Annotated in this window: 11 protein-coding genes; 1 reads left to right on the forward strand and 10 read right to left on the reverse strand. The window is 46.2% G+C overall.

Annotated features, from left to right (window positions below; all coding sequences use genetic code 11):
• The 10 genes from ACFI6J_RS20245 to rplK all read right to left on the reverse strand — a co-directional run.
• Positions 1-213 (reverse strand): GTP-binding protein (locus ACFI6J_RS20245; RefSeq protein WP_334013817.1); only part of this gene is annotated, 213 nt, incomplete at its 3' end.
• 63 nt (positions 214-276) lie between these two features.
• Complete coding sequence (gene fusA / locus ACFI6J_RS20250) at positions 277-2,379, reverse strand: elongation factor G (protein ID WP_014951035.1); 2,103 nt, start codon at positions 2,377-2,379, stop codon at positions 277-279.
• 27 nt (positions 2,380-2,406) lie between these two features.
• Complete coding sequence (rpsG, locus tag ACFI6J_RS20255) at positions 2,407-2,877, reverse strand: 30S ribosomal protein S7 (RefSeq protein ID WP_014951036.1); 471 nt, start codon at positions 2,875-2,877, stop codon at positions 2,407-2,409.
• 75 nt (positions 2,878-2,952) lie between these two features.
• The gene (gene rpsL, locus ACFI6J_RS20260) at positions 2,953-3,327 is read right to left on the reverse strand and encodes a 30S ribosomal protein S12 (protein WP_014951037.1); all 375 of its coding nucleotides are present in this window, start codon (positions 3,325-3,327) and stop codon (positions 2,953-2,955) included.
• A 309-nt stretch (positions 3,328-3,636) separates the two neighbouring features.
• Positions 3,637-7,809, reverse strand: a complete 4,173-nt coding sequence (rpoC, locus tag ACFI6J_RS20265) for a DNA-directed RNA polymerase subunit beta' (protein ID WP_039229319.1) — start codon at positions 7,807-7,809, stop codon at positions 3,637-3,639.
• Positions 7,810-7,890: 81 nt separating this feature from the next.
• The gene (gene rpoB / locus ACFI6J_RS20270; protein ID WP_462558122.1) at positions 7,891-11,919 is read right to left on the reverse strand and encodes a DNA-directed RNA polymerase subunit beta; all 4,029 of its coding nucleotides are present in this window, start codon (positions 11,917-11,919) and stop codon (positions 7,891-7,893) included.
• A gap of 325 nt (positions 11,920-12,244) precedes the next feature.
• Entirely contained in the window at positions 12,245-12,622 is a 378-nt protein-coding gene (gene rplL, locus ACFI6J_RS20275) for a 50S ribosomal protein L7/L12 (protein WP_015068303.1), read from the reverse strand.
• A gap of 57 nt (positions 12,623-12,679) precedes the next feature.
• Positions 12,680-13,198, reverse strand: a complete 519-nt coding sequence (gene rplJ / locus ACFI6J_RS20280) for a 50S ribosomal protein L10 (protein ID WP_014951041.1) — start codon at positions 13,196-13,198, stop codon at positions 12,680-12,682.
• 306 nt (positions 13,199-13,504) lie between these two features.
• Positions 13,505-14,200: a 50S ribosomal protein L1 gene (rplA, locus tag ACFI6J_RS20285; RefSeq protein WP_014951042.1), complete on the reverse strand. Its 696-nt coding sequence runs from the start codon at positions 14,198-14,200 to the stop codon at positions 13,505-13,507.
• A gap of 4 nt (positions 14,201-14,204) precedes the next feature.
• Positions 14,205-14,633 (reverse strand): 50S ribosomal protein L11, encoded by a 429-nt coding sequence (gene rplK, locus ACFI6J_RS20290; RefSeq protein WP_014951043.1) that lies wholly within the window; start codon positions 14,631-14,633, stop codon positions 14,205-14,207.
• A gap of 244 nt (positions 14,634-14,877) precedes the next feature.
• On the opposite strand from rplK, the gene ACFI6J_RS20295 reads away from it, so the two are divergent.
• Positions 14,878-15,180: a hypothetical protein gene (locus ACFI6J_RS20295; RefSeq protein WP_061096048.1), complete on the forward strand. Its 303-nt coding sequence runs from the start codon at positions 14,878-14,880 to the stop codon at positions 15,178-15,180.
• Positions 15,181-15,461: the final 281 nt, after the last annotated feature.

The following is a 15,461-nucleotide window of genomic DNA, read 5'->3' on the forward strand; positions in this document are numbered from 1 at the left end:
ATCGTATTCTACGTGTGAAGTAGAGATGGTGATACCACGTGCTTTTTCTTCAGGCGCGTTATCGATTTGATCGAAAGCCTGTGCGTTACCACCGTAAGTCTTTGAAAGAACTGTAGTGATTGCTGCAGTTAGCGTAGTTTTACCGTGGTCAACGTGGCCGATTGTACCCACGTTTACGTGGGGTTTCGTACGTTCAAACTTTTCTTTTGCCATTTTTCTCGTTTCCTAAGTTAAAAGTCCGACCCACCAATAGACCGGACCGAACCTTCATTTAGATTAAATTCTAGATTCAATAATAGCCTGCGCCACATTGTTCGGCGCCTCAGAATAATTGAAGAACTCCATTGAGTATGAAGCACGACCTTGTGTTTGTGAACGCAAGTCAGTTGCGTAGCCAAACATTTCTGAAAGCGGCACTTTAGCACGTATTATTTTAACACCTGCGACGCCATCTTCCATACCTTCGATCATGCCGCGGCGACGATTAATGTCACCAACTACATCACCCATCCAGTCTTCTGGAGTAGTCACTTCAACTTTCATTGTGGGTTCAAGTAACACCGGATTTGCTTCTGCGGCGCCTTTTTTGAAACCCATAGAGCCGGCGATCTTAAACGCCATTTCAGAAGAGTCAACATCGTGGTATGAACCGTCAAACAACGTAACCTTTACATCAAGTACTGGATACCCTGCAAGAACACCACTTCGCATCTGCTCCTGAATTCCTTTATCGACCGCTGGAATGAACTCTTTTGGTACCACACCACCGACGATTTCGTTCACAAATTCGTAGCCTGAACCTTCTTCTTGAGGCTCAATGCGCAGCCATACATGACCAAATTGGCCGCGGCCGCCTGACTGACGAACGAACTTCCCTTCAACTTCAACAGATTTACGAAGGGTTTCACGATAAGCAACCTGAGGGTTACCTACGTTACATTCAACTTTAAATTCGCGCTTCATGCGGTCGACAATGATATCAAGGTGAAGTTCACCCATACCTGAGATAATCGTCTGGCCTGTCTCGTCGTCAGTTTTCACTTTGAATGACGGATCTTCAGCTGCAAGCTTGCTTAGGGCTATGCCCATTTTCTCTTGGTCAGCTTGCGACTTAGGCTCAACCGCAATTGAAATTACCGGCTCTGGGAACTCCATACGCTCTAGCGTAATAACATGGTTAGGGTCACAAAGCGTATCACCGGTTGTTACATCTTTAAGGCCAATGGCCGCAGCGATGTCACCTGCGCGTACTTCTTTAATTTCTTCACGGTCTTTCGCGTGCATTTGCACAATACGACCAAAGCGCTCACGCTTGCCCTTAACAGGGTTGTAAACCGTATCACCCGTGTTTACTACACCAGAGTAACAACGGAAGAAGGTTAGCGTACCCACAAATGGGTCGGTCGCTATTTTAAATGCTAGCGCTGAGAACGGCTCATCGTCGCTTGAATGACGCTCTGCTTCTGTCTCGTCTTTGTCGTCAAGTACACCAGTAATGGCCTTAACTTCTGTTGGAGACGGAAGATAATGAATAACAGAGTCTAGTACTGCCTGAACACCTTTGTTTTTGAAGGCACTGCCACAGGTGGCAAGAACAATTTCGTTGTTCAGCGTACGCTGACGAAGGCCTGAACGAATTTCTTCCTCAGAAAGCTCTTCACCTTCCAAGTATTTATTCATTAGCTCATCAGATGCTTCTGCAGCCGCTTCGATCATTTCGGTACGGTACTGCTCAGCGGTATCTAAATATTCAGCCGGAATGTCTTCATAGGTAAATGTCATACCCATGTCTTCTTCATTCCAGTTGATGGCTTTCATCTTCACAAGGTCGATGACGCCATGGAAATTCTCTTCAGCGCCCATGTTGATTTGAATCGGAACACAGTTTGCGCCTAAACGCTTGCGGATTTGACCCACAACACGTTCAAAATCAGCGCCAGCCCGGTCCATCTTATTAACGAACACAAGGCGTGGCACTTGATATTTGTCAGCCTGTCGCCAGACTGTCTCTGATTGAGGTTCTACCCCAGAAGACCCACAGAAAACAACCACTGCACCGTCTAGTACACGCAATGAACGCTCTACTTCGATAGTAAAGTCAACGTGTCCAGGGGTGTCGATGATGTTGATCCTGTGTTGATCGAACTGTTGCTCCATACCAGACCAGAAACAAGTCGTTGCAGCAGACGTGATAGTAATACCACGCTCCTGCTCTTGCTCCATCCAGTCCATGGTAGCAGCACCATCGTGCACTTCACCGATTTTGTGAGACAGTCCTGTATAAAACAGAACACGCTCTGTGGTCGTGGTTTTACCCGCGTCCACGTGAGCCACAATACCAATATTGCGATAACGCTCAATCGAGGTCTTACGAGGCATAAATCTCTCTCAGTTAAATAACGTTGATTACCAACGGTAGTGAGCAAACGCTTTGTTTGCTTCGGCCATACGGTGAACGTCTTCACGTTTCTTAACCGCTGAACCTTTATTATCTGCTGCGTCTAGCATTTCAGCCGCTAGGCGTTGTGCCATAGACTTTTCGCCACGTTTACGTGCAGCTTCAACCATCCAACGCATACCTAGCGCGTTACGACGAACTGGACGTACTTCAACTGGAACCTGATAAGTTGAACCACCAACACGACGAGACTTAACCTCTACTGTTGGGCGGATGTTATCAAGCGCTTCCTCGAAGATATCTAGGTGTGCTTTGCCGGTTTTTTCAGCAACAATATCAAGCGCACCGTAAACGATTTTTTCAGCGACTGACTTTTTGCCGTCGAGCATTACGACATTCATGAATTTCGCAAGCAGTTGTGAACCAAATTTTGGCTCTGGTAGGATTTTACGTTGACCTACGACTCTTCTTCTTGGCATTTTCTATTCTCCGTATGAATTCAGGGAAAACCCAAAACTCTTAAACTTCAGTTTGGCCTTACTAACGGAGAACCGTTATGACTTAGGCTTCTTCGCGCCGTACTTAGAACGGGCTTGTTTACGATCGTTTACACCTGCGCAGTCAAGAGTACCGCGAACTGTGTGATAACGAACACCTGGTAGATCTTTAACACGACCACCACGGATAAGTACTACACTGTGCTCTTGTAGGTTGTGACCTTCACCACCGATGTATGAAGAAACTTCAAAACCGTTAGTTAGACGTACACGACATACTTTACGTAGTGCAGAGTTTGGTTTCTTAGGCGTAGTAGTATATACACGAGTACATACACCACGTCTTTGTGGACAAGCTTGTAGAGCAGCTACGTTGCTTTTTTCAACGGGCTTTCTACGCGGCTTGCGCACTAACTGGTTAACTGTTGCCATTAACTAGCTCCTGATTAAAAACTACGAAAACCCAATCACTGTGATTGGGTCCATATTAATACGATTAATTGCTTAATCGCTCTTGTTTGTGAACATTGTGCTCGTCAACATTCACTGAGCTCTGATACAAAAAACCGCGACCGTTTATCGAGCCACTTATTGGCTATCCAAAATCGGGTCGCGGAATATTAAAGATCATCGCTCTGACTGTCAAGGTGTACAAAGGTTAAGCAGTTAATTTATCTGCAATCTGTACAACATGACTGCCAAATTGTTAGGAGTACGTTAACGTACTCCTATGATCTTGCCTTATTCGGCAGTATCTTCGTCTGCACCAGCATTAAGCGCTTCGGTTAGTGCCTGTTCTGCTTCAGCAGCAGACACTGACATTTCTTCGATTTGCTCTTTGCGACGTTGTGCACGGCGTTCGTGGTAAGCGAAACCTGTACCCGCTGGAATTAGTCGACCAACGATTACGTTTTCTTTCAGACCGCGTAGGTCATCTTCTTTACCTTGAACCGCAGCTTCAGTTAGAACACGTGTTGTTTCTTGGAACGATGCCGCTGAGATAAATGACTCAGTAGACAGTGACGCTTTAGTAATACCAAGCAGCTGTGTTTCGTACTGCGCTGGGATCTTGCCGTGTTTTTCAATTTCACGGTTAGCCACTTTAACGTTCGATACTTCAACCTGTTCGCCTTCAAGGAACTGCGTATCGCCTGGATTAGTGATAATGCACTTGCGTAGCATCTGACGGATAACTACTTCAATGTGCTTATCGTTAATCTTAACACCCTGTAGACGGTAAACTTCCTGAACTTCGTTCACGATGTAGTTTGCTACAGCTGAGATACCACGTAGACGTAGGATATCGTGTGGAGACTCTGGACCATCAGCGATAACTTCGCCTTTTTCCACTTTCTCACCTTCGAACACGTTAAGCTGACGCCACTTAGGAATCATCTCTTCGTACGCGTCACCCTCAGCAGGTGTAATTACAAGACGCTTCTTACCTTTGGTCTCTTTACCGAAGCCGATAGTACCTGAGATTTCTGCAAGGATTGCAGGCTCTTTAGGCTTACGTGCTTCAAATAGGTCCGCAACGCGCGGTAGACCACCCGTGATATCACGAGTCTTCGAGCTTTCCTGAGGAATACGTGCTAGCACGTCACCTTCGTTAGCCACTTTGCCTTCTTTCGCTTCGATGGTTGTGAAGCTTGGAAGACGAATTTCTTGAAGACCGAACTCGTCGCTTTCAAGAATTAGCTTAGGCTCTTTAGAGTTTACTTTCGCAAGGTCTTTAACAACGATACGGGTTAGACCAGTAAGCTCGTCTTGCTGCATTTCGGTGTTAGAGTCATCAATGTCAGCGAAGCTAATCTTAGCTGCACGTTCAGTGATGATTGGGTGACTATGCGGATCCCAGTTAGCAACAACGTCGCCAGCTGCAATAGTTGCACCGTCATCCACGCTAAGTACAGCACCGTAAGGTACTTTATAGCGCTCTTTCTCACGGCCTTGCTCGTCGATAACAGTAAGTTCTGTTGAACGAGAAACGATAACCACTTTGCCGTCAGAGTTACGTACGAACTTCGCGTTGTGTAGCTTAAGGCTACCCGCAGTCTTAACTTGTACGCTGTTCTCAGCAGATGCTCTTGATGCCGCACCACCGATGTGGAACGTACGCATGGTAAGCTGTGTACCTGGCTCACCGATTGACTGTGCTGCAATAACACCAACCGATTCACCGCTACCCACCATGTGACCACGTGCAAGGTCACGACCGTAACACTTAGCACAAACACCGAAGTCGTTGTCACAAGTGATTACCGAGCGAACCATGATTTGGTCAACTGAGTTAGCTTCAAGCATGTCTACTAACGCTTCGTCTAGAAGAACGTTACGCTCAACTAGTACTTCGTTAGTACCTGGCTTAAGTACATCTTCTGCTACCACACGGCCTAGTACACGCTCGCGTAGTGGCTCAACAACGTCACCACCTTCGATTAGTGGTGTCATTTGAACACCTTCGAATGTGCCACAGTCGTCGTTAGTGATTACCAAGTCTTGTGCAACGTCTACTAGACGACGCGTTAGGTAACCCGAGTTCGCTGTCTTAAGTGCGGTATCCGCAAGACCTTTACGAGCACCGTGAGTTGAGATGAAGTACTGTAGTACGTTCAGACCTTCACGGAAGTTCGCCGTAATTGGGGTTTCGATGATTGAGCCATCTGGCTTAGCCATCAGACCACGCATACCAGCTAGCTGACGAATCTGAGCGGCACTACCACGAGCACCCGAGTCGGCCATCATGTAAACAGAGTTAAATGATGATTGCTCTTCTTCTTCGCCATCGCGGTTAATTACGATGTCAGTCTTAAGGTTATCCATCATGGCTTTAGCAACTTTTTCGTTGGCATTTGACCAGATATCGATAACTTTGTTGTAACGCTCACCCGCGGTAACAAGACCGTTTTGGAACTGTTCCTGAATTTCGATAACTTCTGCTTCTGCTGCGTCGATGATGTCTTTCTTAGCAGCAGGGATAACCATATCGTCGATACCAACAGACGCACCCGCGATCATCGCGTAGTGGAAACCGGTATACATGATTTGGTCAGCAGCAATTACTGTATCTTTCAGACCTAGCGTACGGTAACAAGCATTCAATAGTCTTGAAATTTGCTTCTTGCCCATCGCTTGGTTGATGATTTCAAACGGCAGACCCTTTGGAAGGATCAGTGAGAAAATCGCACGACCAACAGTAGTGTCAGTTAGCGTTACTTTCTCAGTTTTGTTGCCATCTTCATCGATGTCATATTCAGTAATACGTACTTTAACGCGAGAGTGAAGCTCAGCATTACCTGTACGGTATGCTTTTTCTGCTTCATTCGGGCTGGTGAATACCATGCCTTCGCCTAAGCCGTTTACTTTGTCACGCGTTAGGTAATAAAGACCCAATACAACGTCCTGTGAAGGTACGATGATTGGCTCACCATTCGCAGGTGACAGAATGTTGTTCGTTGACATCATAAGTGCACGTGCTTCTAGCTGTGCTTCGATTGTCAACGGAACGTGTACCGCCATTTGGTCACCATCGAAGTCGGCGTTGTACGCCGCACACACTAGCGGGTGAAGCTGAATCGCTTTACCTTCGATTAGTGTTGGTTCGAATGCTTGGATACCCAAACGGTGAAGTGTAGGTGCACGGTTAAGTAGTACCGGGTGTTCGCGGATAACGTCGTCTAGTACGTCCCAAACCTCTGGTGCTTCGCGCTCTACAAGCTTCTTAGCAGCTTTAATTGTTGTCGCAAGACCACGACCTTCAAGCTTACCGTAGATAAACGGTTTGAATAGCTCAAGTGCCATCTTCTTAGGAAGACCACACTGGTGAAGACGTAGCGTAGGACCAACGGTAATTACAGAACGGCCTGAGTAGTCAACACGCTTACCAAGAAGGTTTTGACGGAAACGACCTTGCTTACCTTTGATCATGTCTGCAAGTGACTTAAGTGGACGCTTGTTAGAACCCGTAATCGCACGACCACGACGTCCGTTATCTAGAAGCGCATCAACAGACTCTTGAAGCATACGCTTTTCGTTGCGTACGATGATGTCTGGAGCAGCTAGGTCTAGAAGACGCTTAAGACGGTTGTTACGGTTAATTACACGACGGTAAAGGTCGTTAAGGTCAGACGTTGCAAAACGGCCGCCATCTAGTGGTACTAGAGGACGTAAATCTGGTGGAAGTACCGGAAGAACCGTCATGATCATCCACTCTGGCTTGTTACCAGACTGTTGGAATGACTCAAGCAACTTAAGACGCTTAGTAATTTTCTTACGCTTAGTTTCAGAGTTGATTGAAGGCAGCTCTTCACGCATAGCCGCAACGTCTGCGTCTACGTCTAGTGCTGTAAGAAGATCGAATACTGCTTCAGCACCCATCTTCGCTTCAAACTCATCACCGTGCTCTTCAAGTGCATCCAAGTATTCTTCTTCGTTAAGAAGTTGGCTGCGCTCAAGCGTAGTCATACCTGGCTCTGTAACCACGTATGATTCAAAGTAAAGTACACGTTCAATATCACGAAGTGTCATATCTAGCATTAGGCCGATACGAGACGGAAGTGATTTAAGGAACCAGATGTGCGCTACCGGGCTAGCTAGCTCGATGTGACCCATACGCTCACGACGTACTTTAGTCAGTGTAACTTCAACGCCACACTTCTCACAGATAACACCACGGTGCTTAAGGCGCTTATACTTACCGCAAAGACACTCGTAGTCTTTAACCGGACCAAAGATACGCGCACAGAACAGACCGTCACGCTCAGGCTTGAACGTACGGTAGTTAATTGTTTCAGGCTTTTTAACTTCACCGAATGACCATGAACGGATCATGTCAGGTGAAGACAGACCGATTCGAATATTATCGAATTCTTCAGTCTTGTTTTGTTGCTTTAGAAACTTTAATAAGTCTTTCACATTACTCTCCCAGCGGAGTCAGTCTCTAGAGCCCGGCGCAAGCGCCGGGCCATCTCATAACATTACGTGGCTAACGCCGTATTACTTTTCTTCAAGCTCGATGTTGATACCCAACGAGCGAATTTCTTTAAGTAGTACGTTGAATGACTCTGGCATGCCAGGTTCCATTCTGTGGTCGCCATCGACGATGTTCTTGTACATCTTGGTACGGCCGTTAACGTCATCCGACTTAACGGTAAGCATTTCTTGAAGGGTATATGCTGCACCGTATGCTTCAAGTGCCCACACTTCCATCTCACCGAAGCGCTGACCACCGAACTGTGCTTTACCACCAAGAGGCTGCTGTGTAACAAGGCTGTAAGAACCCGTAGAACGCGCGTGCATTTTGTCGTCTACTAAGTGGTTCAGTTTCAGCATGTACATGTAACCAACCGTAACTGGACGCTCAAATTCGCGACCGGTACGACCGTCAAACAAAGCAATCTGACCGCTTTCTGGAATGTCAGCAAGCTTCAGCATTTCTTTGATTTCAGATTCACGAGCACCGTCGAATACAGGTGTTGCTACTGGAACACCCTTACGAAGGTTTTCCGCTAGACGACGAACTTCGTGGTCTGTGAAGCTATCGATGTCTACTTCTTGGTGATTCTCACCAAGCTCGTACACCTTCTTCAAGAAGTCACGTAGTTCAGCCAGCTCGCGCTGCTCTTTAATCATACGATCAATCTTCACACCAAGACCGTGTGCAGCCATACCCAAATGCGTTTCTAGGATCTGACCGATGTTCATACGAGACGGTACACCTAGTGGGTTAAGAACGATATCTACCGGCGTACCGTTAGCATCGTATGGCATGTCTTCTACAGGCTGGATAGTCGAGATAACACCTTTGTTACCGTGACGACCGGCCATTTTATCACCCGGTTGGATGTGACGTTTAACCGCCAGGTAAACCTTAACGATCTTAAGCACGCCAGGTGCTAGGTCATCGCCTTGAGTAATCTTGCGACGCTTACCTTCAAACTTCTTATCGAAATCAAGTTTGATTTCAGCATGCTGATCAGCGATTTGGTCTAGCTCTAGCTGTGCATCTTCACTGTTAAGTGCGATTTCAAACCACTTTTCACGCGGCAGGCTGTCAAGCTTAGCTTGGTCAACACCAGCACGTAGAAGTGCAGTTTGTGCACGTGCAAAGATACCGTCTGCAAGAATTTCGAACTCGTCAGTAAGGTCTTTCTTAACCTGACGTAGCTGCATATCTTCAATTTCTAGCGCACGCTTGTCTTTCTCTACACCGTCACGGGTAAATACTTGAACGTCGATTACCGTACCGTGAACAGAGTTAGGTACACGTAGAGACGTATCTTTAACGTCAGACGCTTTCTCACCGAAGATTGCACGTAGTAGTTTTTCTTCTGGCGTAAGCTGCGTTTCACCTTTAGGCGTTACTTTACCTACAAGGATGTCACCGCCTTTCACTTCCGCACCAATGTAAACAACACCTGACTCATCAAGCTTGCTTAGTGCAGATTCACCCACGTTCGGGATATCAGAAGAAATTTCTTCTGGCCCAAGCTTAGTATCACGAGCGATACAGCTAAGCTCTTGAATGTGGATAGTAGTAAAACGGTCTTCCTGCGCTACACGCTCAGAAATAAGGATTGAATCCTCAAAGTTGTAACCATTCCACGGCATGAACGCGATACGCATGTTCTGACCAAGTGCAAGGTCACCTAGGTCTGTTGAAGGACCATCAGCTAGCACGTCGCCTGCAACAATCGGGTCGCCAACACTACAAGTAGGCTTCTGATTGATACACGTGTTTTGGTTAGAACGTGTGTACTTAGTCAGGTTGTAGATATCGATACCCGCTTCACCTGGAAGCATTTCATCTTCGTCTACTTTAATAACGATACGGCTGGCATCTACGTAATCAACCACACCACCGCGCTTAGCAACTACAGTAACACCTGAGTCAACCGCGATAGTTCTTTCCATACCGGTACCAACTAGCGGCTTATCAGCGCGTAGTGTAGGTACTGCCTGACGTTGCATGTTCGCACCCATAAGTGCACGGTTCGCATCATCGTGCTCTAGGAATGGGATAATGCTTGCAGCAATTGAAACGATTTGCTGAGGTGAAACGTCCATGTACTTGATGTCTTCTTTCGGCATCAAGGTAGTTTCACCGCGGTGACGACATGGAATTAGGTCGTCAACCAACTCGCCTGCTTCAGTCAACGCGATGTTTGCCTGAGCGATTGCGAATTGACCTTCTTCAATTGCAGATAAGTAATCGATTTCGTCTGTTACCACACCGTCTACAATGCGACGGAACGGCGTTTCTAGGAAACCGAAGTCATTGGTACGCGCGAAGCTTGCCAATGAGTTAATTAGACCGATGTTCGGGCCTTCCGGCGTTTCGATTGGACATAGACGACCGTAGTGAGTCGGGTGTACGTCTCGAACTTCGAAGCCTGCACGTTCACGTGTAAGACCACCCGGGCCTAATGCAGAAATACGACGCTTATGCGTTACTTCTGATAGCGGGTTGTTTTGGTCCATGAACTGAGAAAGCTGAGATGAACCGAAGAACTCTTTAACCGCAGCCGAGATAGGCTTAGCGTTAATAAGATCTTGTGGCATCACGTTGTCTAGGTCGCCTAAGCTTAGACGCTCTTTAACTGCACGCTCAACACGTACAAGACCAACGCGGAATTGGTTCTCTGCCATTTCACCTACAGAACGGATACGACGGTTACCTAGGTGATCGATATCATCTACTTCGTCTTTACCGTCACGAATCATTATTAGCTGCTTCATTACAGAAATAATGTCTTCTTTGTCTAGTGTACCAGCACCAATTAGTTCTTCACGGCCAAGACGGCGGTTGAACTTCATGCGGCCAACAGAAGACAGGTCGTAACGTTCATCAGAGAAGAACAAGTTATCGAACAAGGTTTCAGCTGCATCTTTTGTTGGTGGCTCACCAGGACGCATCATACGGTAAATTTCAACTAGTGCTTCAAGGCGGTTAGTTGAAGAATCGATACGTAGCGTATCTGAAATGTATGAACCGTGATCTAGCTCATTGATGTAAAGCGTTTCGAACTCTTTGATACCCGCTTGGCTAAGTGCCGCTAGGTTTTCAAGGGTTAGTTCGTCGTTCGCGCTTACAATCACTTCGCCTGTGTCTTCGTTTACATAAGTAGCTGCGTAAACACGGCCAATTAGGTAATCGGCTGGAACTTCAAGTTCTGTAAGACCGGCTTTTTCTAGTGCACGCGTGTGGCGCGCAGAAATACGACGACCCGTTTCAACAACAACGTTGCCTTCACCGTCAATGATGTCAAAAGCAGCCGTCTCACCACGTAGGCGATCTGGAACCACTTCCATCATTAGTTTGTCTTTGTCGATACGTACGCTTACTTTGTCGAAGAAAGTATCTAGGATTTCTTCAGACGTCATTTCAAGTGCGCGTAAGATAATCGTTGCAGGCAACTTACGACGACGGTCGATACGTACGAATAGGTTATCTTTCGGGTCAAACTCGAAGTCTAACCACGAACCACGGTAAGGAATTACACGTGCGTTATAAAGCACTTTACCTGACGAGTGGGTTTTACCTTTGTCGTGATCAAAGAATACACCAGGTGAACGGTGTAGCTGTGACACGATAACACGCTCTGTACCATTGATAACGAACGTACCGTTCTCAGTCATCAACGGGATCTCGCCCATGTACACTTCTTGTTCTTTAATATCTTTTACGGTACCTGGCGCAGCGTCTTTATCGAACAACACTAACCGTAGTTTTACTCTTAACGGAGCAGAGAAAGTTACGCCGCGAATTTGACATTCTTTAACGTCGAAAACGGGCTCTCCCAGGCGGTAGCTTACATACTGAAGCTCTGAACTACCTGAGTAGCTTTTAATTGGAAAAACGGAACGAAATGCTGCTTCCAAACCGTATTGAGCTTCCGGATCGGTCTCAATAAACTTTTTGAAAGAATCAAGCTGAATTGAAAGAAGGTATGGAATTTCCAATACCTGTGGGCGTTTGCCAAAATCCTTACGGATACGTTTCTTTTCGCTATAAGAGTAAACCATGGGTTCCTCAGCCTGCTGATTTATGACCCAACCTGCTGCAAAATGCTTTAAAACGCGTGCTATGGGCTAAAAGCTACGTTTCAAATGGCGCACTAAGCAACAAACTTCCACAACCCTTTCTCGGGCAGATACACCAGCATACAACAAAATTCAACCAATTATTAGTTAACTTGTTGGATTTTTATGCTTTTTATGGGTATTTCCGAATGGCGCTTTAAGTAGTGTAACCAAGGGTTAGATTCTACACACTATACAGCGCAAAAAGGCTGGTGGTTCAAAAAACCACCAGCCTTGCCGTCTCAGGCAATAATCTGACTAGGTCAGATTACTTGATTTCTACTTCTGCACCAGCTTCTTCAAGCTCTTTCTTAAGTGCTTCAGCTTCATCTTTGCTTACGCCTTCTTTGATAGCTTTAGGAGCAGATTCAACTACTTCTTTAGCTTCTTTAAGACCTAGGCCAGTCGCGCCGCGAACTGCTTTGATAACTGCAACTTTGTTGCCACCGAATGAAGTCATTACAACGTCGAATTCAGTCTTTTCTTCTGCAGCAGCAGCGTCGCCGCCAGCAGCTGGACCAGCAACAGCAACAGCAGCTGCAGCAGATACGTTGAATTTCTCTTCAGCCGCTTCAATTAGTTCTACCAGTTCCATTACCGGCATTTCAGCGATTGCGTTTAAGATATCTTCTTTAGTTAGAGCCATGTTCTCTAAACTCCTGGGTATAAAATGTTAAAAAAATCAATATGCCAAAAACGCCAATTACTTGGTGTCTTTGACCGCCGCCAATACGCGCACAAACTTGCCAGGAACTTCGTTGATTGTTTGAACGAATTTCCCAACTGGTGCTTTGAAGGTTGCAAGTAGTTTCGCAAGCGCTTCGTCGCGGGTAGGTAGTGCTGCAACTGCGTCCAATTTCTCTGGACCAAGAAGACCGCTACCAATAGATAGTGCTGTAACTTTTAGCTTATCGTTAGTCTTACCGAAGTCTTTGAAAAGACGTGCCGCACCGCCTGGTGCGTCGATAGAGAAACCATAGATAAGCGGACCAGTTAAGGCGCTGTCTAAGTCTGCAAATTGACTGTCTGCTAGAGCACGCTTTGCAAGAGTGTTACGTACAACCTTTAGGTATACGCCTTGCTCACGAGCTTTAACACGTAGGTCAGTCAGTTCTGCAACTTCCATCCCACGGTATTCAGCAACGGCTACGGATAGAGCGCGAGACGCAACTTCAGAAACTTCTGCTACGATCTCTTTTTTTGCTGCTAAACCTAGTGCCACTGAGTTCACCTCTTTGTATCTGACTTTGTTTGCGGTTACCCGCCTACGCCGTCAGGGTTCACAGATTGATACCAACCCTCATGGTTGATACCGCTCTACGGTGTTTGTTACCCCAGAGAGTCTGAGTCAAACCACCGTCTGCGCAGGTTGTTGTATTAAGCAGTGTGTTGACTGTGAAAGTTCTCTTACCTCTTTCACCACACCGCACCTGCGGTCTAGGACGGGAGCCGCTTATTAGCACTGCTAATTGTCACAGCTCCAACCCATAACCTTTAAGAGATTTCGATAAGCCTAAGCTCAGCGAAATTAAAGACCTACAGAAGCCTTATCAAGAGCAACACCAGCACCCATTGTAGTGCTTAGGCTGATCTTCTTGATGTATGTACCTTTCGCAGAAGAAGGCTTAGCTTTCTTCAATGCTTCAAGTAGCGCTTCAAGGTTTTCTTGAATTTGGTTCGCTTCGAACGCAATCTTACCGATGCTAGCGTGGATGATACCGTTCTTATCGTTACGGTAGCGTACCTGACCAGCTTTAGCGTTCTTAACTGCCGTTGCAACGTCAGGCGTTACAGTGCCAGTTTTTGGGTTAGGCATAAGGCCACGTGGACCTAAGATTTGACCTAGTTGACCAACAACACGCATTGCGTCTGGGCTAGCAACTACTACGTCAAAGTTCATTTCGCCTTTCTTAACTTGCTCAGCTAGGTCATCCATACCAACGATGTCTGCACCAGCTTCTTTAGCTGCTTCAGCATTTGCACCTTGAGTGAATACTGCAACGCGAACGTCTTTACCAGTACCGTTAGGTAGTACAGTTGCACCACGAACGTTTTGGTCAGATTTCTTCGCATCGATACCAAGGTTAACAGATACGTCTACGCTTTCTGCGAACTTAGCTGTTGCTAGTTCTTTAAGAAGCGCTACTGCTTCGTTGATTTCGTACTCTTTAGTAGAGTCAACTTTGTCGCGGATTAGGCGAGCGCGTTTAGTTAATTTAGCCATTCGATTAGTCCTCTACGTTCAAGCCCATTGAGCGAGCAGAACCCGCGATAGTGCGTACCGCTGCATCTAGATCAGCTGCAGTAAGGTCTGGCTCTTTAGTTTTAGCAATCTCTTCCAACTGAGCGCGAGTAACTTTACCCACTTTTTCAGTGTTAGGACGGCCAGAACCACTCTTGATGCCCGCTGCTTTCTTAAGCAGGTAAGACGCAGGAGGAGTCTTAGTTTCGAATGTGAAAGAGCGATCTTCGTATACAGTAATTTCTACTGGTACTGGAGCGCCTTTCTCAAGGCTTTCTGTTTTCGCGTTGAAAGCCTTACAGAATTCCATGATGTTTACACCGTGTTGACCTAGTGCAGGACCAACTGGTGGACTTGGGTTAGCAGCGCCTGCTGCAACCTGAAGCTTGATAATACCGCTTACTTTTTTAGCCATTTTACATGCTCTCTTGTTTGGGTCTAACGCCTCGCAAATACAGAGATTATTTGCTCAATCGGCTTCCCGTTTCCGTTTAAAAGGGCGCGCATTATATAAGGTGATTAATTACTATGCAAGGGCTATTTAGAATAAAAAACCATCGAAAGGTCAGTATTTTTCATAGGCAAAGTGAATCAGAGTTATGTTGGCTTTACGCACACTGTGTGAAGCCCATCATTTATTTTGAAAGGATAATCAAACAATGGAAAAACCTACAGAATTAAACAATCATGAGATCTCAAATGTTTCTGGTGCACTTTGGGCCAATGCTTTAGGCGCAATAGCCGGTGGCATAGGTGGTTTCTACGGGGCAATTATTGGTGGCGGGCGTAACGCATCGTTCAGTACCATCGCTACAGGAACACTTGCCGGAATGGGTGCAGGCGCTTTAAGTCCGGTTAAAGGTTTCAGCTCTCTCGCAACATCCGTAGGTGGTGGGTTAGTTTCGGGCGCTATAGCAAATTTGGCGTCGGATCTAGAGGGCTTAGAAACAACAGATGAGTGAAGGTCAAATTTAAAATGGTAGAAATCGGAACGGTGTTCATTTGGGTCATGGTAATTTGTGGAATGAATCTAATCTTAAAACGTGCGCTGGGTGTCAGATTTTGGGACTCTTTTACAAAGAGCGATAAAGTCTCTGAAAAAACCGCAACAATATTGCAGTTTATGTTTATGTTTCTTTCGCTTATTAGCTGTTATTTCTGGCTTATTTAGGTCAAGAGGATGCTACGTTGTAGTAACATGCAAATTTTTATAAATATTCACCGCTCTCCTTTTATCGCTATC

It is taken from the genome of Alteromonas sp. G4i13 (assembly GCF_054960505.1).

What these genes read in the sequence shown, in the direction of transcription:
- fusA (WP_014951035.1), bottom strand. Translation starts at nt 2,379, where the DNA reads ATGCCTCGTAAGACCTCGATTGAGCGTTATCGCAATATTGGTATTGTG.
- rpsG (WP_014951036.1), bottom strand. Translation starts at nt 2,877, where the DNA reads ATGCCAAGAAGAAGAGTCGTAGGTCAACGTAAAATCCTACCAGAGCCA.
- rpsL (WP_014951037.1), bottom strand. Translation starts at nt 3,327, where the DNA reads ATGGCAACAGTTAACCAGTTAGTGCGCAAGCCGCGTAGAAAGCCCGTT.
- rpoB (WP_462558122.1), bottom strand. Translation starts at nt 11,919, where the DNA reads ATGGTTTACTCTTATAGCGAAAAGAAACGTATCCGTAAGGATTTTGGC.
- rplL (WP_015068303.1), bottom strand. Translation starts at nt 12,622, where the DNA reads ATGGCTCTAACTAAAGAAGATATCTTAAACGCAATCGCTGAAATGCCG.
- rplA (WP_014951042.1), bottom strand. Translation starts at nt 14,200, where the DNA reads ATGGCTAAATTAACTAAACGCGCTCGCCTAATCCGCGACAAAGTTGAC.
- rplK (WP_014951043.1), bottom strand. Translation starts at nt 14,633, where the DNA reads ATGGCTAAAAAAGTAAGCGGTATTATCAAGCTTCAGGTTGCAGCAGGC.
- ACFI6J_RS20295 (WP_061096048.1), top strand. Translation starts at nt 14,878, where the DNA reads ATGGAAAAACCTACAGAATTAAACAATCATGAGATCTCAAATGTTTCT.